17 protein-coding genes are annotated in these 18,884 nt (G+C 59.9%); 9 read left to right on the top strand and 8 right to left on the bottom strand.

Going from position 1 to position 18,884, the window contains the following annotated elements; translation table 11 throughout:
* The first annotated feature begins 49 nt into the window (after positions 1-49).
* Entirely contained in the window at positions 50-1,690 is a 1,641-nt protein-coding gene (locus AC1DIS_RS22335) for a hypothetical protein (protein ID WP_477781082.1), read from the top strand.
* 355 nt (positions 1,691-2,045) lie between these two features.
* On the opposite strand, the gene pncA is transcribed toward AC1DIS_RS22335, so the two are convergent.
* Positions 2,046-2,675, bottom strand: coding sequence for a bifunctional nicotinamidase/pyrazinamidase (pncA, locus tag AC1DIS_RS22330; RefSeq protein WP_019578833.1), 630 nt, complete (start codon positions 2,673-2,675; stop codon positions 2,046-2,048).
* 295 nt (positions 2,676-2,970) lie between these two features.
* Here pncA and AC1DIS_RS22325 point away from each other — a divergent pair, with 295 nt between their 5' ends.
* On the top strand, positions 2,971-3,783 hold the full coding sequence (locus tag AC1DIS_RS22325) for a crotonase/enoyl-CoA hydratase family protein (protein ID WP_096480248.1): 813 nt from the start codon (positions 2,971-2,973) through the stop codon (positions 3,781-3,783).
* Positions 3,784-3,789: 6 nt separating this feature from the next.
* Positions 3,790-4,620: an NAD(+) diphosphatase gene (gene nudC / locus AC1DIS_RS22320; RefSeq protein ID WP_192350470.1), complete on the top strand. Its 831-nt coding sequence runs from the start codon at positions 3,790-3,792 to the stop codon at positions 4,618-4,620.
* Here nudC and AC1DIS_RS22315 read toward each other — a convergent pair.
* The 3 genes from AC1DIS_RS22315 to AC1DIS_RS22305 all read right to left on the bottom strand — a co-directional run bounded on the left by AC1DIS_RS22315 (position 4,588) and on the right by AC1DIS_RS22305 (position 6,671).
* A complete protein-coding gene (locus AC1DIS_RS22315; protein WP_019578834.1) occupies positions 4,588-5,367 on the bottom strand; it encodes a TSUP family transporter in 780 nt (259 codons plus the stop codon). The two genes, nudC and AC1DIS_RS22315, sit on opposite strands and share 33 nt — an antisense overlap.
* A gap of 207 nt (positions 5,368-5,574) precedes the next feature.
* Positions 5,575-6,051 (bottom strand): nuclear transport factor 2 family protein, encoded by a 477-nt coding sequence (locus tag AC1DIS_RS22310; RefSeq protein WP_018929120.1) that lies wholly within the window; start codon positions 6,049-6,051, stop codon positions 5,575-5,577.
* A gap of 56 nt (positions 6,052-6,107) precedes the next feature.
* Entirely contained in the window at positions 6,108-6,671 is a 564-nt protein-coding gene (locus tag AC1DIS_RS22305; RefSeq protein ID WP_477743131.1) for a TetR/AcrR family transcriptional regulator, read from the bottom strand.
* 228 nt (positions 6,672-6,899) lie between these two features.
* Here AC1DIS_RS22305 and pssA point away from each other — a divergent pair, with 228 nt between their 5' ends.
* Positions 6,900-8,243, top strand: coding sequence for a CDP-diacylglycerol--serine O-phosphatidyltransferase (gene pssA / locus AC1DIS_RS22300; protein ID WP_019649652.1), 1,344 nt, complete (start codon positions 6,900-6,902; stop codon positions 8,241-8,243).
* Positions 8,244-8,332: 89 nt separating this feature from the next.
* Here the strand turns inward: pssA and efeO (AC1DIS_RS22295) are convergent, their stop codons facing one another.
* Genes efeO (AC1DIS_RS22295) through efeU form a run of 4 tightly spaced genes read right to left on the bottom strand, consistent with a single transcriptional unit; the run spans position 8,333 to position 12,548 of the window.
* Complete coding sequence (gene efeO, locus AC1DIS_RS22295; protein WP_018929123.1) at positions 8,333-9,157, bottom strand: iron uptake system protein EfeO; 825 nt, start codon at positions 9,155-9,157, stop codon at positions 8,333-8,335.
* A gap of 26 nt (positions 9,158-9,183) precedes the next feature.
* On the bottom strand, positions 9,184-10,482 hold the full coding sequence (gene efeB, locus AC1DIS_RS22290; protein ID WP_111453295.1) for an iron uptake transporter deferrochelatase/peroxidase subunit: 1,299 nt from the start codon (positions 10,480-10,482) through the stop codon (positions 9,184-9,186).
* An 18-nt stretch (positions 10,483-10,500) separates the two neighbouring features.
* On the bottom strand, positions 10,501-11,700 hold the full coding sequence (efeO, locus tag AC1DIS_RS22285; RefSeq protein WP_477743130.1) for an iron uptake system protein EfeO: 1,200 nt from the start codon (positions 11,698-11,700) through the stop codon (positions 10,501-10,503).
* A gap of 8 nt (positions 11,701-11,708) precedes the next feature.
* A complete protein-coding gene (efeU, locus tag AC1DIS_RS22280) occupies positions 11,709-12,548 on the bottom strand; it encodes an iron uptake transporter permease EfeU (protein ID WP_477743129.1) in 840 nt (279 codons plus the stop codon).
* Between the two features lie 182 nt (positions 12,549-12,730).
* Between efeU and AC1DIS_RS22275 the strand changes: the two genes are divergently transcribed.
* The 5 genes from AC1DIS_RS22275 (at position 12,731) to AC1DIS_RS22255 (ending at position 18,864) form a co-directional block, all read left to right on the top strand.
* Positions 12,731-13,747, top strand: coding sequence for an AraC family transcriptional regulator (locus AC1DIS_RS22275; protein ID WP_064617772.1), 1,017 nt, complete (start codon positions 12,731-12,733; stop codon positions 13,745-13,747).
* 168 nt (positions 13,748-13,915) lie between these two features.
* A complete protein-coding gene (locus tag AC1DIS_RS22270; protein ID WP_018929128.1) occupies positions 13,916-15,580 on the top strand; it encodes an AMP-binding protein in 1,665 nt (554 codons plus the stop codon).
* A gap of 16 nt (positions 15,581-15,596) precedes the next feature.
* Entirely contained in the window at positions 15,597-16,358 is a 762-nt protein-coding gene (locus AC1DIS_RS22265; protein ID WP_064617776.1) for an SDR family NAD(P)-dependent oxidoreductase, read from the top strand.
* Between the two features lie 12 nt (positions 16,359-16,370).
* Complete coding sequence (locus AC1DIS_RS22260) at positions 16,371-17,564, top strand: acetyl-CoA C-acyltransferase (RefSeq protein ID WP_018929130.1); 1,194 nt, start codon at positions 16,371-16,373, stop codon at positions 17,562-17,564.
* Positions 17,565-17,736: 172 nt separating this feature from the next.
* Positions 17,737-18,864 carry an acyl-CoA dehydrogenase gene (locus AC1DIS_RS22255; RefSeq protein WP_019649660.1) on the top strand — a complete coding sequence of 376 codons (1,128 nt, stop codon included), beginning with the start codon at positions 17,737-17,739 and terminating at the stop codon, positions 18,862-18,864.
* Positions 18,865-18,884 lie beyond the last annotated feature (20 nt).

Genomic DNA, 18,884 nt, shown 5'->3' with positions numbered 1-18,884 from the left:
GGATGAGGCGAAGTCCGGCGAGCCCGAGGAGATCTAGATCGACGAAGCAGTGTTCAAAAAGATTGGTGACACAACCAAGTGTGACGTGACCTATACCGTATGGGACTGGATCGGTAACAGCGTGGATCTGGATGCCCTGTGGTCGGCGGCCATCGAACTGTTCGTCAGCCTGAACGGCACTTGGTACGAGCCACCGCTGGTCAGCGAAGACCCGAACGACGCCTCGGACGATCCGGATAGCATCGATTTGGGCAAGCTCGCAGGCCAACCAGCGATTGCTCAAGTCCACGCGCAACGTTCATGGCTCAGGGGCGACATCATTGAGCTGACCTGCACGTTCACCTCGGCGACGGACTCGTCCGAGGTGCTGGTTCTCAAGGAAACCGTGGATCGCGCACCGTTCATTTACAAACTACCGGTGCCCCACGCACAGTTCGTCAGGGCAGTGGGCGGTTCGGCCAGATTCAAATACAAGTTGCTGCGCGGTGGCAAGGAAGTAGGGCGATCCTTCACGACCACGGTTGACGTGATTGGGGAGGCGCTGATCGAGCTGCCGCTGGTGACAGTGGTCGGCGTGCCGGGGTTGGTAGTTGATCCGTTGGCCTACCCGGAAGGCTTGATCGCTAGAATCGAGTTTGCGAAGGCACAAACGGGCGACACAGGCCTTCAACTTGTCCGTCCCGTCACGGCAGAGGGTTTTCCGATGTTTCCCGCCAAGGCGTTCAATGCCAATAAGCGGGTTAATAACACCCTGACGATTCAGGATCTGGTTGCTCGGCACGGCACAGTGATCCGATTGCCGTGGGAGCTGACGCGAAACGGCGTCAAGACTCGCTCGAAGCCGACATTGTTGACGGTGCAGAAAATTGTCGACGGGGATCCGAGACTGCCAACGCCGAAGGTGCCTCAAGCGCCGGATGACAAGGTGTTGGATTTCAGCAAGTTTGAAGGCGATGCCGAGGTGAAGGTGCTGCCTTGGTTGGGGATTCGGGAAGGACAAGAAGTTGAACTCAAGTGCGTCGGGATCGATAGCGGAGGCGGCGAGTATGTGATTCCGCTACTTAAAGCATTTAAAGTAACAACGAAGGAAGTGAGTTCCGGACTGAGTGTGCCGTTGCGGAGAAAAGAACTGGCAGGTCTGAAACATGACAGTAAGGCAAATGTGAGCTTGAGTGTTTTGCTCGGCCAGAACACTGATCAGGTCAGGTCAGTTTTGTTTCCGATACGTGAGTTGACTGTGCAGCGTACGCTCACTGAAAATTTTGATAACCAATTGACACAGATTATAGTTTCAGGTCAGACGATCGAAACCTCGGTTATGAGAATAGGATTTGTATCAGGGGGCGGGATGACGGGGATCGCACCGACTACAGATGGTTTTATTACCATTCCGGAGAAAACAGAACTTCAAGTTTTACATATAGGTTACAAAGACTCGGGAGCACAACGCATTGCGTTAAACTTGAAAAAACCATGCAACGAAGTTTCGTTCTGGTACGGGGCGACGAATGTCGCCACGAATGTCGCATATTTTTATGGGGTGAACGGCTTGTTAGGGCAGCAATTTTTGCTTTTGAACTTGAATTCTGCAAATAAAATTGTTTTTTCTGAGACCGGTATTGTGCGGATTGAGATCCAAAACCCAGAAGGAGATTGGTTAATATTGGATAATTTTTCATTCTCTTTCTGAGATAACTACTTCTGGCGTATATCCCCATCGCGCAGCAGCGTCGCCGCATGAGCACTCTGCTGCACGTCTGCACCACTGGCGCGGGTGATATCGAGGTGGTCAGTCTTTCCATCATCAGTGTGACTGCGAGAAACCGGCGGTTCATTTGTAGGTTTTCCGAACCTGAGCGGCGGCCCTGACCTGTAGCAGCTGCCGAGCTTGCGAGGCTGCGTTCGAGTGCGCAGCACTCGTAAAACCAGGTAACCGGTTCTTTTCGGGAAAACCGCATCCGCCGGGCTTGCGAGGACTGCGTCCTCGAACGCAGCCTCGCAAGCTCGGCAGCTGCTACGAACCAGGCGGGGAAACGTTCAACAGTTCAGTCGAGCAGTTCGGCTGACTCAATCAACCCGACCCCCGCCACCTGCATCCGCTCAATCGCCGCCGCCAGCGACCCTTCCAGATCAATCGCGCGGCAAGCATCCATCACCACAAACGCATTGAACCCCGCCGCCCGCGCATCCAGCGCAGAAAACATCACGCAGAAATCCAGTGCCAGCCCAACCATGTAAACCGTGTCGATGCCGCGTTCTTTCAGGTACCCGGCCAAACCGGTGGTCGTGGTTCGATCCGCCTCCAGAAACGCCGAATAACTGTCGATGTCCGGGTTGCAGCCCTTGCGGATGATCAATTGGGCGTGGGGCAGGTCCAGCTCCGGGTGGAACTCGGCGCCGGGCGTGGCGCGAACACAATGCTCCGGCCACAGGGTCTGTTCACCGTAAGGCAACTGAATCACGTCGTAAGGCTTGTGCCCAGGGTGGCTGGAAGCGAACGAGGCGTGGCCGGGCGGGTGCCAGTCCTGGGCAATGATGACCTGTTTGAACTGGCGACCCAGACGATTAATCAGGGGCACAATCAGGTCACCCTCCGGCACCGGCAATTGACCGCCGGGAATGAAGTCGTTTTGTACGTCGATGACCAGTAAGGCAGCGCGTGAAGAAATCGGCATGGGTAGGGTTCCTCCTTGGAAAGTCAGGCGCAAGCATAGTGACAACTTTGTTCTTGCGCCAAGACGATTTCATGAGGCAGTGAATAGATCGGTGGTGTGGCCTTCGCGGGCAAGCCTCGCTCCTACAGGGGCACTCGTATCGTTGTAGGAGCGAGGCTTGCCCGCGAAGAGGCCCGTCCAGACGCTGAAAATCCAGAAGCCAGTCCCGTATTTGGCCGAACCGCTGCCTTACTGCCGACACAGATGCCTTGTTATAGTTCGGGCTTCATTTTCTGTCCGGTAAAGGATCACTGCCATGTCTCAATACACCGCCTTCAGCGTCGAACTGGCCGATAACATCGCCCATGTGCAGATCAACCGTCCGGACAAGATCAACTCGATGAACGCCGCGTTCTGGAGCGAGATCATCGAGATTTTCCAGTGGATCGACGATACCGATGAAGTCCGGGTGGTGGTGCTCAGTGGCGCCGGCAAGCATTTTTCTTCCGGTATCGACCTGATGATGCTCGCCGGTGTGGCCAATGAACTGGGCAAGGACGTCGGCCGCAATGCGCGCCTGCTGCGGCGCAAGATCCTGGCGCTGCAAGCGTCGTTCAACGCCGTCGACAACTGCCGCAAACCGGTGCTGGCGGCGGTGCAGGGTTATTGCCTGGGTGGCGCCATCGATCTGATTTCGGCCTGCGACATGCGTTACGCGGCTGAGGACGCGCAATTTTCCATCAAGGAAATCGATATCGGCATGGCGGCCGATGTTGGCACTTTGCAACGCTTGCCGCGGATCATCGGTGACGGCATGCTGCGTGAACTGGCTTACACTGGTCGCACCTTTGGCGCCGAAGAAGCGCGTAACATTGGCCTGGTCAATCGCGTCTACAGCGACACCGCCAGCCTGCTTGAAGGCGTGATGGGGATTGCCCGCGAAATCGCCAGCAAGTCGCCGATTGCCATCACCGGTACCAAAGAGATGATCAGCTACATGCGCGACCATCGCATCGACGACGGCCTTGAATACGTCGCCACGTGGAACGCCGCCATGCTGCAGTCCACCGATCTGCGCGTGGCCATGGCCGCCCATATGAGCAAACAGAAACCCGAATTTCTGGATTGATTAACCATGACTTCACGCTGGACCACTGCAGTACTGGACACCGATCAACCCGGCGGCTGGGCCGTGGCGCGCAGCCCCGAAGGCTTTTTGTTCGATGACAATGGCGCCCTGTTTCCACGGGAATGGCTCAAGCGTCAGGACTTGTCGGTTCTTGCCGAGCACGGCATCGGTCACCTGGATGGCGAACCGGTGTACCTGCTGGAACTGCGCAGTCACAGCGACGTGCCGGGTTGTAACTGGAAAGGCCTGCGGGCGTTCATGCTCGATGGCGATCACACCGTCTACAAGGTTCTGGGCTATGCCGCGCAAATCGGTACCTGGGCCCGTGAGCACCGTTTTTGCGGCAACTGCGGGCAGGCGATGATCCAGGTGCCGCGCGAGCGGGCAATGTACTGCGAGCCATGCGATTTACGCAGCTACCCGCGTATTTCGCCAAGCATGATTGTGCTGGTGACCCGTGGCGACGAGGTTCTGCTGGCCCGTTCGCCGCGTTTTGTCACCGGGGTCTACAGCACGTTGGCGGGGTTTGCCGAGCCGGGTGAGTCGGCCGAAGATTGCCTGATTCGCGAGGTTCGCGAAGAGGTGCAGATCGAGGTCAAGAACATCCAGTACATGGGCAGTCAGTGCTGGCCGTTCCCGCATTCGATGATGCTCGGTTTTCATGCCGAGTACGCCGGTGGCGAGATTGTCTGTCAGGAAGACGAGATCGAAGACGCCCAGTGGTTCAACGTGCACGAGCTGCCGCCGTTGCCGGCGTCACGCTCGATTGCCCGCTACCTGATCGACGTCTACGTGGCGCGGCGCTTAGGCCACGCTGAACCAGTGCTGCCAGGCTAGGCGCACGGTCAGGCCGAGCACCACCGTAATGAACACCGGACGAATGAATTTCGCACCGCCGCTGATGGCGGTGCGCGCGCCGAAGAAGGCGCCGACCATCACCGACAGGCCCATGCTCAGGCCGATAATCCAGTCCACTTGCCCGGAAAAGATGAACACCGACAGCGCTGCAATGTTGCTGACGAAGTTCATGCTGCGCGCCACGCCGCTGGCCTTGACCAGGTCGATGGGGTAGAGCAGCAGGCTGCTGACGGTCCAGAACGCCCCCGTTCCCGGGCCGGCCACGCCGTCATAGAAACCGAGGCTGAAGCCTTGGCTCGATTGCCACTTTTTCTTGATGGGTGCATCGCTGTCCAGCGGCGCTTTCGGTGTGCCGCCGAACAACAGGTACAGGCCGCAGGCGAACACAATTACCGGCAGCATCTTGTTCAGCCATTCCGCCGGCAAATAATGAGCGACGATGGCGCCGCTGAGCGCACCAACCAACGTGCCGACGATGGCGTGCATCCACTGCCGTGGATGGAACAGCTTGCGGCGGTAGAAGGTGAAGCTGGCGGTGGCCGAGCCAAAGGTCGAACTGAGTTTGTTGGTGCCCAGCACCAGATGCGGCGGCAGGCCGGCGGTCAGCAGTGCCGGGGTGGTCAACAGACCGCCACCACCGGCGATGGCGTCGATGAAACCGGCAATGAAAGCGACGAGAGCCAGAACGGCCAGGGTAGTGAGGTCAACGCTGAGTTCGAAAGGCATGGAATGGGGCTTATTCGGCAGGGCGCAGAAGAGGGCTGCGGGGAAAGGCCGGTATCTTACTCATATCCAACTTCTGCGGCGACCTGAGCCGATCGTTCCCACGCTTCCGCGTGGGAATGCATCTTGTGACGCTCTGCGTCACGGCGGACGCGGAGCGTCCGTGGCGGCATTACCCCGCAGAGCGTGGGAACGATCGGTGAGGTGATGTTACAGACCTAGGTCAGACAACCCGGGGTGATCATCCGGCCGGCGACCCAGTGGCCAGTGGAATTTGCGCTCGCTTTCCTTGATCGGCAGGTCGTTGATGCAGGCGTAGCGGTTGAACATCAGGCCGTTCTCGTCGAACTCCCAGTTTTCGTTGCCGTAGGAACGGAACCAGTTACCCGAATCGTCGTGCCATTCGTAGGCGTAACGCACGGCGATGCGGTTGTCACCGTGGGCCCAGAGTTCCTTGATCAGCCGGTAGTCCAGTTCCTTGGCCCATTTGCGGGTCAGGAAAGCTTTGGCTTCTTCGCGGTTGTGGGCGAACTCGGCGCGGTTACGCCACTGGGTGTCCAGGGTGTAGGCAAGAGACACCCGTTCCGGGTCACGGGAGTTCCAGCCATCTTCGGCCAGGCGAACTTTTTCGATGGCCGATTCACGGGTAAACGGCGGCAATGGCGGACGAACTTCGGCAGTAGACATATTAAGTCTCCCTATCAAATTAACGTTCAAGCAAGTTGTCGGGCTTATTTAAAGTGTTACAGGTCCAATAACTTTCGCGCCATGCATTGCGCATTATCGGCGGCACTGTGATCACCCATCACAAGCGCTACGGTAATGGCGCCGTCGATCAGGATCAGCAGCTGTCTGGCCAGCGTCTCCGGGTCTGTTGCGCCATGTTCGGTACAGAGCTCGCGCACGTAGTCGAGCAGCTTCTGTTTGTGGTCTTTGGCGACCAGGCGAACCGGGTCTTGCGGGTCGCCGGTTTCGCCGCTGGTATTGATGAATGCGCAGCCGCGGAAGCCTTCGGAGACGAACCAGGCCTTGAGCACGGTAAACAGGTTGAGCAGCCGCTCGGCCGGGGTTTGGGCCGTGCCGACTTCGCTCCGGTACCAGTGCATCCAGCGCTCATCGCGGCGTTGCAGGGCCGCGACGACAAGCTCCTCCTTGTTGGCGAAGTAGCGGTAAATACTTTTTCTGGAGACGCCGGCGGTTTTCACCAGAAGATCCATGCCGGTGGCAGCGATGCCACTTTTGTAGATCAACTTTTCGGTGACATCCAGAATGATGTCGCGTGTGTCATTGCTAGTGATTTCGTTCATGCGGCTAACAGTAGAATGATCGTTCTTCATGGTCAAGTAGTTATTTGTAGCGCCTATGAAATTGCCTTCGCGGGCAAGCCTCGCTCCTACAGGATTTGTGTTCCAAACGACGAAAAACCGTAGGAGCGAGGCTTGCCCGCGAAGAGGTCTTTACAGACAGTAACAAGACCCAAACCCATCCATGGTGTAAGCTCTCAGGCTCTTCGGATTCGACCCTTTGCGAGCCCTATGCCGTTGCTTTTCAAACGTTCTCTGCTGCCTAAATTGCGCAGTTTTCCGCTGACCGCCGATGCCGTCACCATCCTCTCTGGCGCTGCCGAGTTCCGTCGTTGCCTGCTGGAAAAAATCGCTCAGGCGACCCGGCGTATCTACATCGTTGCGCTGTACCTGCAACAGGATGAGGCCGGCCAGGAAATCCTCGATGCGCTGCACGCGGCCAAACTGGCACGTCCGGAACTGGACGTGGTGGTGGTCGTGGACTGGCTGCGCGCCCAGCGCGGCTTGATCGGTGCCGGCAAGCAACCGGGCAACTCGGCCTGGTATCAGGAAACCACCCGCACCCACGAAAGCGAAGTGCCGGTGTACGGCGTGCCGGTGCAGACCCGCGAACTGTTCGGCGTACTGCATTTGAAAGGCTTCGTGATCGACGATTGCGTGATCTACAGCGGCGCGAGCCTGAACAACGTTTACCTGCACAAATTCGACAAGTACCGCTTCGACCGTTATCACCTGCTGCAGAATCAGGCGCTCGCCGATTCGATGCATCACTTGATCCAGCACGGCTTGATCACCTCCAAAGCGGTGCATCGCCTAGACCTGCCGAACCTGCCGACCACCCGCAGTCTGCGCCACGACATCGGCGACCTGCGCAGCCGTCTCAAGCACGCGGCGTACGACACCACGGCGGGCAGCACGGCAAAGGGCGGTTTATCGGTCAGTCCGTTGCTCGGTGTGGGCAAGAACAACCCGTTGAGTCGAGTCATCTGCGAGCTGATCGCCAGCGCGCAGCATCAGCTGACCATCTGCACGCCGTACTTCAACCTGCCGCTGGCGGTGACCCGGGAAATCAATCGGGCCCTGGCTCGCGGCGTGAAGATCGACATCATCGTCGGCGACAAGACCGCCAACGATTTCTACATCCCGCCCAGTGAGCCGTTCAAGGTGATCGCGGCGCTGCCATACCTCTACGAAATCAGCCTGCGACGTTTCGCCAAGCGTCATCAGCGCAACATCGACAGCGGCAAGCTGAACCTGCATCTGTGGAAGGACGGCGACAACACCTATCACCTCAAGGGCATGTGGATCGATCAGCGCTACACCTTGCTGACCGGCAACAATCTCAATCCACGGGCGTTCCGTCTCGACCTGGAAAACGCGTTGCTGATTGATGATCCGAAAGGCGAGTTGCTGGAGCCGCGTGGCAAGGAACTGGCGGAGATTTTCCAGCACACCCGCCGTATTGAGCGTTACCTGGATCTGCAAACGCTGCCGGATTACCCGGCGGGGGTGGCCAAGTTTCTCAAGCGTGTGAGTCGCGTCAGGATTGAGCGGTTGTTGTATCGGATTTTGTAGGGTTCAAAAGCAAAGATTGCAGCCTTCGGCAGCTCCGCGCCTGTGGGCGCTGCCGAAGGCTGCGATCTTTTCACAGACAACGCCGATATTCAGTTCAACCCCAACTTCCCCCGCAACATCGACAAGTCCTCAGCCAAGGTATTCACCGGCCCGACCAGCGCTTTGCGGTCGCTGTCCTTCACCTTGTCATACGTTTCAAAACCACCCCCTGTAGTTTTGTACTTGGCTAACGTCTTGTTCACCGTAGCGAAGTTCTTGTCGACTTTGGCCATGAATGCCGCGTCTTGCTTCTCGATCTGCGGACGGAACAGGTCGACGATTTTCTTCGCGCCGTCGATGTTGCCCTGGAAATCATAGAGGTCGGTGTGGCTGTAGCGATCTTCCTCGCCGGATATCTTGGTGGCGGCCACTTCTTCAAGCAGCGCAGCTGCGCCGCCGACGACTTTTTCAGGTGGGAAGGTCAGGCCGGCGACGCGGGTTTGCAGGTCTTTCACGTCTTTGTTCAAGCCGTCAGCCAGCTTGTCCAGACCCTGGGTGCTGTTCTCTGAAAACAATGAATATTCGATGCGATGGAAACCGGTGAAGTCTTCGGCCTTCACGCCTTTTTCGTGGTCGTCGACCCGCGAGTCGATGGACGCATCGAGGTCACTGAACAACTCGGCAATCGGTTCGATCGACTCGTAATAGACGCGGGTCGGTGCGTAGAGCTTTTTCGCGGTGGCCAGGTCGCCTTTTTTCACTGCATCGGTGAATTGCTGAGTGTGGCTGGCGAGTTCATCCAGTTGTTCGGTGACGTAGATCTTGTAGTCAGAGATCGGCCCCACCAACTCCAGTGGCGCCGTCGCCGCGAAAGCCGAAAACGGGGTGTTGAGCAAACCAAGGGTCAGCAGTAACGCGAGAGGCGACTTTTTCATGGGACGGTTCCGTGGAGTGGTAAGGGTCAGACTGAGGCTTTGGGTTGTGTAGCGTTGAGCAGCGAGCGGCCGATGAAGTCCTTGTCGCCGGTCACACCCGGCAGGGTGAAGAAGTACCCGCCGCCAACCGGTTTCAGGTATTCCTCCAACGGCTCGCCATTGAGTCGGGTCTGCACGGTGATGAAGCCTTTTTGCAAATCCGCCTGGTAACAGATGAACAGCAAACCCATGTCCAGCTGACCGTTCTTGTTCACGCCGTTGGAGTAGTTGAACGGTCGGCGCAGGATCAGGTTGGCCTGGGTTGCCGCGGTGCGCGGGTTGGCCAGGCGGATATGGGCGTCGAGTTTGGTCAGCTTGCCTTCCGGGTCTTTGGCGTAATCCGGGACTTGGGTTTCATGCGCACCATCCATCGGTGCACCGGTGCTCTTGACCCGGCCGATAATGCTTTGCTGTTCTTGCAGCGGCGTGCGGTCCCAGCGCTCGACGAAGTTGCGGATGATCCGCACCGCCTGGTAGCTGCCGTTGACCGCCCAGGCCGGTTCGTCGCTGCCGGGCTGGACCCAGACGATGCTGTCCATGGCCTTGGCGTCGTTGGAGTCGGGGTTGGCCGAGCCGTCGCGAAAACCCAGAAAGTTGCGTGCGCTTTGCGCCGGCACACCGGGTTTCGTCGGGGCTTGCGGAGGTACGCTGCCTTCCTGTTTCCAGCGCACCAGCAACAGGTCCGGCAGGTTTTTCACGATGTCGCGCAGGGCGTGGATGTTGGTGTCGGCGGTGTTGGAGCAGAACTGCAGGCTAAGGTCGCCGTGGCAGCAGTCGGCCTCCAGTGCGTCGTTGGGGAAACCGACCATGCGGATCAGCCGTTTGGGCTTGGCGCCGGCCAGACCGAAGCGCTCGTCGAACAGCGACTCGCCCACCGATACGGTGATGGTCAGGTTGTCCGGTGTAACCACCGGGCCAAGAATCCCCGAGTCCAGCGGCGGCAGTTTGGGGTCGACCTGCGCCACCGGACCGCCCTGCATCAGGAACGCGATACGCTCGTTGAGCGTGCGAAACAGCCGCTCCAGATCTGCGCGGTCGCTGGCCAATACGTCGAACGACACCAGCATGCCGGATGTTGGGCGCGGGGTGACGATGCCGGTCTGGTGCTGGCCGTGGAAGGCGTGGCGGTCCTCGGTCTTGTCGCTGCTCGGTGCTTCGGTGACTTGCGCCGGGGTCGCGGCCATGACCGGGCAACTCAGGGCCGAACCGGCTATCGCCACACCGGCGGCTCCCATACCCATCAATACACGACGGCGTTGTGCTGAAAACTGTTCTGAGTCGTTCATCTGTCTGAGGTCTTCTGCTTACAGGCCGGAAAGGCCAAGGGCGGGATCGATTCCATCGAGTGCATCGGCCAGAACCTTGGCCTTGTCGGCGATACGTTTGCGCTGTTCGGCGCTGACAGTGTCGTAGCTGGCGTAGCCATCCTTGACCTTGAAACCGTTGAGTTCGGCGTCGAAGGCCGTGACCGCGCTGTCGATTTTCGCCAGTAGTTCAGCGGCAGGTTTGCTCAGCAACGGCCGCAACAGGTCGACGACTTTGCGGGTCGCGTCGAGGTTGGCGGCGAAACCGTTCAGGTCGGAGTGGCTGTAGCGTTCTTCTTCGCCGCTGCTGGCGCGTACCTCGGCGAGGCTGTTGAGGTTGCGCACCAGCATGCTCACCAGTTGTTCCGGTGGTAGCGACTGGGCCAGCAGTTGCTGTTTGAGATTGGCGACATCGATGCTCAGCCGTTGTGCAACAGGCGTCAGACCGTCGAGGTTGCGTTGTTGGAACAGCGCGTATTCGAGGCGGTGGAAGCCGACGAAGCCCGGATCCTGCTCGCGCTTATCGAAGTAATCGGCGCGGGCATTGATCGCGTTGTCCAGCTCCGCCAGGCGCTGGACTGCTGGAGCCAACCGTTGATAGGCCGCACGAGCCGGCACATACAAGGCTTGTGCCTGGCTCAGGTCGCCGGCCTCGATCGCTTGCTCAAGCGCGGCGACGGCTTTGATCAAGGCGGTGCTCTGGCTGCTCAGGTACACGCGAAATTCCGACAATGGGCCAATGAACGCCACCATCGAGGGACGCGCCTTGGTCGCCGCATCGGACGCGGCGGTTGGGGTGACATGCAAGGTGCCGCGCGGGTTGCTCAGCAAGCCGCAGGTGATGGTGTAGTCGCCGGGCAACAGGTTGGCGTTGATCACCTGGCTCAGGCCAGGGGCGATGTTCTCCCGCTCTTCGACCACCAGCACGCCGTCAAGAATTTCCCATTCGACGGCACGGTCCGAGCGGTTGACGATACGGAAACTGGTGCGACCGGCCGGAACCGTCAGCGCATTCGGTTCGCAGCTGTGCGGGTGAAGGGTGACCAGCACTTGGTCGTGGTTGCTCTGGCGCTTGGCGGCGGCCATTTTCGAGGCGTAGTAGAACAGGCCACCGGCGGCGATCATCACGATCACCGATCCGGCTACCGCCCAGCGCAAGGCGCGCGGAGGTGAAGCCACTGGAGGAACTGGCGTTGACATGAAGGCCCTTATTGGCTGGAAACGGAAGAGGGTGTTTGCGCGGGCGTGGCCGCCGGGAGAAAAAACATCACCAGCGCCACCAACAGATAAAGCAGATACGCCCCGAGGGTGCTGACGGTCGGCGCGTCCTGGTAGCCGAACATGCCGGCCAGCACCGAGCCCAGCGGGCCGTCCATCGGCAGCGTGGCACTGAAATCGAAGAGCACGGTTTGCAGGTGATTCCACACGCCGGCTTCATGCAGGGCTTGCACCGAGTTGGAGAGAATCCCGGCGGCTACCACCAGAATGAACAGACCGGTCCAGCGCAAGAACGCCGAGAGATTCAGGCGCAGGCTGCCGGTGTAGATCAGGAAGCCGACGATGATCGCCAGGGCCAGGCCGAGCAGGGCGCCGAGCGGTGCGGCCGGGCCTTCGCTTTGCTGGAACACGGCGAGCAGGAAGAACATTGTTTCCAGGCCTTCCCGGGCGACGGCGAAAAACACCATGGCGATCAGCGCGGTCACTTGATGCCTGGAGCCGGTCAGCGCCTGATCGAGGGAAACGTGCAGCGAATGCTTGATCGAACGCGCCACCTTGCGCATCCAGAACACCATGGAGCTGAGAATGCCGACGGCCAGCAAACCGACCACACCTTCAAACAGCTCTTGCTGCTTTTGCGGGAATTCAGCACTGATCAGTTCCAGGCCACCGCCGACCAGCAGGGCCAGCGCGGCGGCGAGGAATACACCGACCCACACTGCCGGCATCCATTGGCCACGACCGGTCTGCTTGAGGTAACTGGCGATAATGCCAACGATCAACGCGGCTTCGATGCCTTCGCGCAGCATGATCAGAAAAGGAACGAGCATTCAGCACCGGGGAGTAATTAGATAGGGTGCTAATTTGTAACATGATGAAACTCATTCTCATATGGTAGTTATTGCTAATTGCCTGAACCTAAGCTGAACAACCCTGAAGATCCCACCATCCCTTAGGAGCGAGCGGTGCGCTAATATGCCCACCACTCCAATAACAAGGCTCACCCCGGTCAATGTCGGAAAAAGACACCATCGCCATTCAACTGGTGCGTGAAGCGCTGTTGCAAAGTTGCGCCCCTGGCGCTGCCACCGCAGAGGTGTTGAACAAGGTCGGCATCGATCCAGCGCTGTTGGACAGCACCGACGCGCGTGTCCCGGCCGCCGCCTATGCGCGCCTGTGGCGTTTGCTGGCCCGGCGTGGGGACGATGAGTTTTTTGGCATGGACCCACGCAAGCTCAAGTCCGGCAGCCTGGAGTTTCTCTGTCGCTGCTCCATGGTTCAGCCGAGCCTGGCCGTCGGGCTGACCTCGGGCCTGAGCTTTCTGTCGTTGATGCTCGAACGCCTGCCCGCACAACTGGTTCGCCAGCAAAGCCTGGCGGAAATCGTCCTGCTGGAGGAGGACGAAGAACCACGCCGCGCCTTCACCTATTTCACTTACTGGATGATCGTGCACGGAGTTGCTTGCTGGCTGGCGGGGCGGCGGATTCCGATCCTGGCCATCGAGTTGCGTTGCCCGGAGCCGGATTTTTGCGATGACTATCGGGTGATGTTTTCCGAGAACCTGCGATTCGACCGGCCGCGCACGCGGATGATTTTCTCCGCCGACTGCCTGGATTTGCCGATCAAGCGCAGCGCTGAAGAGCTCAAGCGCTTTCTGGCCCATGCACCGGCGAACATTCTGGTCAAGTACCGCGACCCCGAGAGCCTGGCCAGCCGGATCAAGCACGATCTGCGGCAATTGCCCGCCGAGCGCTGGCCGGAAACCGAAGCGCTGGCGCAGCAACTGTGCATGTCGGCCTCAACGTTGCGCCGCCGCCTGGCCGAAGAAGGGCAGACGTATCAGGGGCTCAAGGACAGCGTGCGCAAGGAACTGGCCATCGTCTGGCTGGCCGAGCCGGCCATCAGCTTCGCTGAAATCGCCACCCGTTTGGGGTTTGCCGATGCCAGCTCGTTCTACAAGGCGTTTCGCAAATGGTCGGGGTCCAATCCTGGGCATTATCGGAGTTTGATTCTGAACGAGGCGGACTGATCCGGATCCTGGGGTGCTGACGTCATCGCGGGCACGCCCTCGAACCTTGGCCAAACCAGTCACGCAACTTGATAGCTTTGACCATTGTCCCGCTCCCCGCGCAGAGCGAGTATTTCCCTGTTGATTACGGTTCCCCCAACCTAATAAAAATACAGAGGGATTCTGGCAATGCGCGATTACTTGTCTGCTACGTCACAGTTCAATTATCAGCACACCGTCGATGCCGCGCTCACAGGGTCGTTGACAGCGCTCAACGCCTGCGTCGAGTGTTGCGACCGGCATGCCTTGCCGGGGCGCATTGCGCTGTTCTGGGAAGGCCGCGACGGTAGCAGCGCGACCTATACTTTCAGCGACTTGCAGGACAAGGCCGCGCGTTTCGCCAACTTTCTGGTGGCCCAGGGCGTGAAGAAGGGCGACAAGGTCGCAGGCCTGCTGCCCCGCAACTTCGAATTGCTGATCACCGTGTTTGCCGCCTGGCGTATCGGGGCGGTTTATCAGCCGCTGTTCACCGCCTTCGGCCCCAAAGCCATCGAACACCGTCTGAACAGTTCCGGCGCCAAAGTGGTGGTCACCGATGCGGTCAATCGCCCGAAACTGGCTGAAGTGGCCGACTGCCCGACCATCGTCACCGTCGGCGGCGCGAAAGGCCAAGGTATTGTTCGGGGTGATTTCAGTTTCTGGGCGGAACTGGCCAACTACTCCAGCATCTGCGAACCGGTATTGCTGACCGGCGAAGACCCGTTCCTGCTGATGTTCACCTCGGGCACTACCGGCCCGTCGAAAGCGCTGTCGGTGCCGCTCAAGGCCATCGTTGCGTTCCAGAGTTACACCCGCGACGCTGTAGACCTGCGCCCCGAGGACGCCTTCTGGAACGTCGCCGATCCGGGTTGGGCCTACGGTATTTATTTCGGTGTCACCGGGCCGATGGCGATGGGGCATCCGATCACCTTTTACGATGGCCCGTTCACCCTGGAAAGCACCTGCCGGGTGATCAACAAATACGGGATTACCAACCTCACTGGCTCACCGACCGCCTATCGCTTGCTGATTGCCGGTGGCGATGAATTCGCCCGTTCGATCAAGGGCAAGCTGCGCATCGTCAGCAGCGCCGGCGAGCCGCTGAATCCGGAAGTGATCCGCTGGTTCGCCGACAACCTCGGTGTGGTGATTCACGACCATTACGGCCAGACCGAACTGGGCATGGTGCTGTGCAATCACCATGGCCTGGAACATCCGATCCACATGGGCGCCGCCGGTTTTGCCTCGCCGGGCCACCGTATCGTGGTGCTGGATGAGGAATACAAAGAACTCGGCGTCGGCCAGCCAGGAATCCTGGCCATCGATCGCACCCAGTCGCCGATGTGCTGGTTCGGTGGTTACGAAGGCGTACCGACCAAAGCGTTCGTCGGCAATTATTACCTGAGCGGCGACACCGTCGAGTGGAACCCGGACGGCAGCATYAGCTTCGTCGGCCGCAGCGACGACGTGATTACCACCTCGGGCTACCGCGTCGGCCCGTTCGACGTGGAAAGCGCGCTGATCGAACACCCGGCGGTGGTCGAGGCGGCGGTGATCGGCAAGCCCGACCCGGAGCGCACCGAACTGGTGAAAGCCTTCGTTGTGCTCAGCCCGCAATACCGTGCCGAACCTGCGTTGGCCGAAGAGCTGCGGCAACACGTACGCAAGCGTCTGGCGGCGCACTCGTACCCCCGTGAAATCGAATTTGTCAGTGAATTGCCGAAAACCCCAAGCGGCAAATTGCAGCGCTTTATCTTGCGCAACCAGGAAATCGCCAAGGCTCAAGAGGCCGCCGCGAAGAACGTTTCAGCTTGAATCCAAGGAAACAATGATGCAGATCGAAAACAAGGTTTTTCTCGTCACCGGCGGTGCTTCCGGCCTCGGTGCCGCCACCGCTGAAATGCTGGTGGCCGCCGGCGCCAAGGTGATGCTGGTGGACATGAACGCCGAAGCCGTCGCGGCGCAGGCTGTACGTCTCGGCGCGCAAAGCGTGGTGGCCGACATCAGCAATGAAGCGGCGGCCGAAGCGGCGGTGCAGGCGACGGTCAAAGCGTTTGGCGGCCTTAATGGCCTGGTCAATTGCGCCGGCATCGTGCGTGGCGAGAAGATCCTCGGCAAGACCGGCCCCCATGCCTTGGCCAGTTTCAGCCAGGTGATCAACGTCAACCTGATCGGCAGTTTCAATATGCTGCGCCTGGCTGCYGCGGCGATTGCCGAGACTGAAGCCGATGCAGACGGCGAGCGCGGGGTGATCATCAACACCGCCTCGGTGGCGGCCTTCGACGGCCAGATTGGCCAGGCCGCGTATTCGGCGTCCAAAGGCGCGATTGCCAGCCTGACCTTGCCTGCCGCCCGTGAGCTGGCGCGTTTCGGCATCCGCGTGATGACCATCGCACCGGGCATTTTCGAAACGCCGATGATGGCCGGCATGACCCCGGAAGTACGTGATTCACTGGCCGCTGGGGTGCCGTTTCCGCCACGCCTGGGCAAGCCGAGCGAGTACGCCGCGCTGGCCCGGCATATCATAGAAAACAGCATGCTCAACGGCGAGGTGATCCGTCTCGACGGTGCCTTGCGCATGGCCGCCAAATAAGGAGTATTTGTCATGACACTGTCCAACGATCCGATTGTTATTGTCAGCGCCGTCCGCACCCCGATGGGCGGTTTCCAGGGCGAACTGAAAAGCCTGACCGCGCCGCAACTGGGCGCTGCTGCGATTCGTGCCGCGGTCGAACGCGCCGGTATCGCCCCTGAATCCGTCGAAGAAGTGCTGTTCGGCTGCGTGCTCTCCGCCGGCCTCGGCCAGGCCCCGGCGCGGCAAGCGGCACTGGGCGCCGGGTTGGATAAGTCGACGCGTTGCACGACGCTGAACAAAATGTGCGGCTCGGGCATGGAAGCGACGATCCTGGCCCACGACATGTTGATCGCCGGCAGCGCCGACGTGGTGGTCGCTGGCGGCATGGAAAGCATGTCCAACGCGCCGTACCTGCTGGACCGCGCCCGCAGCGGTTACCGCATGGGCCATGGCCAGGTGCTCGATCACATGTTCCTCGATGGCCTCGAAGACGCCTACGACAAGGGCCGCCTGATGGGCACCTTTGCCGAGGATTGCGCCGAGACCAATGGCTTCAGCCGTGAAGATCAGGACGCGTTTGCCATCGCGTCGACCACCCGCGCCCAACAGGCGATCGAGGAAGGTAGTTTTAACGCCGAGATCGTGCCGCTCACCGTGACGGTCGGCAAACAGCAAGTGCTGATCAGCCACGACGAACAACCGCCGAAAGCCAAACTGGACAAGATCGCTTCGCTGAAACCGGCGTTCCGCGAGGGCGGCACGGTGACGGCGGCCAACTCCAGTTCGATTTCCGACGGCGCCGCGGCATTGGTGCTGATGCGCCGTTCCGAAGCCGAGAAACAAGGCTTGAAACCACTGGCAGTGATTCATGGCCACGCGGCGTTCGCCGACACCCCGGGGCTGTTCCCGGTGGCACCGGTGGGCGCGATCAAGAAATTGATGAAGAAAACCGGCTGGTCGCTGGATGAAGTCGAGTTGTTCGAAGTCAACGAAGCCTTCGCCGTGGTGAGCCTGGTGACCATGACCAAGCTGGAAATCTCCCACGAGAAGATCAACGTCCACGGCGGTGCCTGTGCCTTGGGCCACCCGATTGGTGCATCCGGCGCGCGGATTCTCGTGACCTTGCTCTCGGCCCTGCGCCAGAAAGGCCTGAAACGTGGCGTTGCAGCGATCTGCATTGGTGGCGGCGAAGCGACGGCCATGGCCGTTGAATGCCTGTACTGAGGCTGACGCCAATCCCTGTGGGAGCGAGCTTTGTGGCGAGGGGGCTTGCCCCCGTTCGAGTGCGCAGCGCTCGCAGATTCTTGGGTCCGCTGCGCGGCCCAACGGGGGCAAGCCCCCTCGCCACAAGGCTCCCACAGGTCTTGCGTTTCAACTTGAATTTTAAGGACTTGGCATGATCCCCAACGACGAACAACTTCAGATCAGCGACGCGGCCCGGCAGTTTGCCCAGGAACGGCTGAAACCGTTCGCCGCCGAATGGGACCGCGAACATCGCTTCCCCAAGGAAGCCATCAGCGAGATGGCTGACCTGGGCTTCTTCGGCATGCTGGTGCCGGAGCAGTGGGGCGGTTGTGACACCGGATACCTGGCTTACGCCATGGCCCTGGAAGAAATCGCTGCCGGCGACGGCGCCTGCTCGACCATCATGAGCGTGCACAACTCGGTGGGTTGCGTGCCGATCCTCAAGTTCGGCAACGACGACCAGAAAGAACGTTTCCTCAAACCGCTGGCCGGCGGCGCGATGCTCGGTGCGTTTGCGCTGACCGAACCGCAAGCCGGCTCCGATGCCAGCAGCCTGAAAACCCGTGCCCGGCTGGAAGGCGATCACTACGTGCTCAACGGCTGCAAGCAGTTCATCACTTCCGGGCAAAACGCCGGGGTGGTGATTGTGTTTGCGGTGACTGACCCGAGTGCCGGCAAACGCGGGATCACCGCGCTGATCGTGCCCACCGATTCGCCGGGCTATAAAGTCGCGCGGGTCGAAGACAAGCTCGGTCAACATGCCTCCGATACCTGCCAGATCCTCTTCGAGGATGTGAAAGTGCCGGTGGCCAATCGACTGGGTGAGGAGGGCGAAGGTTACAAGATCGCCCTGGCTAACCTCGAAGGCGGACGTGTCGGCATCGCCTCGCAATCGGTGGGCATGGCCCGCGCCGCATTCGAAGCGGCCCGCGACTACGCCCGCGAACGCGAGAGCTTCGGCAAGCCGATCATCGAGCACCAGGCGGTAGCGTTCCGCCTGGCCGACATGGCCACCCAGATCGCCGTGGCCCGGCAGATGGTGCATTACGCGGCGGCATTGCGCGACAGCGGCAAACCGGCGCTGGTCGAAGCGTCGATGGCAAAACTGTTCGCCTCGGAAATGGCCGAAAAGGTTTGTTCCTCGGCGTTGCAAACCCTTGGCGGTTACGGTTACCTGAACGACTTCCCGCTGGAGCGTATCTACCGCGACGTGCGGGTGTGCCAGATCTACGAAGGCACCAGCGACATTCAGCGCATGGTCATTTCGCGCAATCTTTGAGAAGGAGTCCCGTCTGTGAG

Source organism: Pseudomonas sp. 05N433 (assembly GCF_056396925.1).
The sequence above is the reverse complement of the archived record's forward strand: the minus strand, read 5'-3'. Positions and strand labels throughout refer to the sequence as shown.

Bases quoted from the DNA above. Each gene is read 5' to 3' on its own strand.
- pncA (WP_019578833.1), bottom strand. From the start codon at position 2,675: ATGCCGATTTCTTCACGCGCTGCCTTACTGGTCATCGACGTACAAAAC.
- AC1DIS_RS22325 (WP_096480248.1), top strand. From the start codon at position 2,971: ATGTCTCAATACACCGCCTTCAGCGTCGAACTGGCCGATAACATCGCC.
- nudC (WP_192350470.1), top strand. From the start codon at position 3,790: ATGACTTCACGCTGGACCACTGCAGTACTGGACACCGATCAACCCGGC.
- AC1DIS_RS22315 (WP_019578834.1), bottom strand. From the start codon at position 5,367: ATGCCTTTCGAACTCAGCGTTGACCTCACTACCCTGGCCGTTCTGGCT.
- AC1DIS_RS22310 (WP_018929120.1), bottom strand. From the start codon at position 6,051: ATGTCTACTGCCGAAGTTCGTCCGCCATTGCCGCCGTTTACCCGTGAA.
- AC1DIS_RS22305 (WP_477743131.1), bottom strand. From the start codon at position 6,671: ATGAACGAAATCACTAGCAATGACACACGCGACATCATTCTGGATGTC.
- pssA (WP_019649652.1), top strand. From the start codon at position 6,900: ATGCCGTTGCTTTTCAAACGTTCTCTGCTGCCTAAATTGCGCAGTTTT.
- efeO (WP_018929123.1), bottom strand. From the start codon at position 9,157: ATGAAAAAGTCGCCTCTCGCGTTACTGCTGACCCTTGGTTTGCTCAAC.
- efeB (WP_111453295.1), bottom strand. From the start codon at position 10,482: ATGAACGACTCAGAACAGTTTTCAGCACAACGCCGTCGTGTATTGATG.
- efeO (WP_477743130.1), bottom strand. From the start codon at position 11,700: ATGTCAACGCCAGTTCCTCCAGTGGCTTCACCTCCGCGCGCCTTGCGC.
- efeU (WP_477743129.1), bottom strand. From the start codon at position 12,548: ATGCTCGTTCCTTTTCTGATCATGCTGCGCGAAGGCATCGAAGCCGCG.
- AC1DIS_RS22275 (WP_064617772.1), top strand. From the start codon at position 12,731: ATGTCGGAAAAAGACACCATCGCCATTCAACTGGTGCGTGAAGCGCTG.
- AC1DIS_RS22260 (WP_018929130.1), top strand. From the start codon at position 16,371: ATGACACTGTCCAACGATCCGATTGTTATTGTCAGCGCCGTCCGCACC.
- AC1DIS_RS22255 (WP_019649660.1), top strand. From the start codon at position 17,737: ATGATCCCCAACGACGAACAACTTCAGATCAGCGACGCGGCCCGGCAG.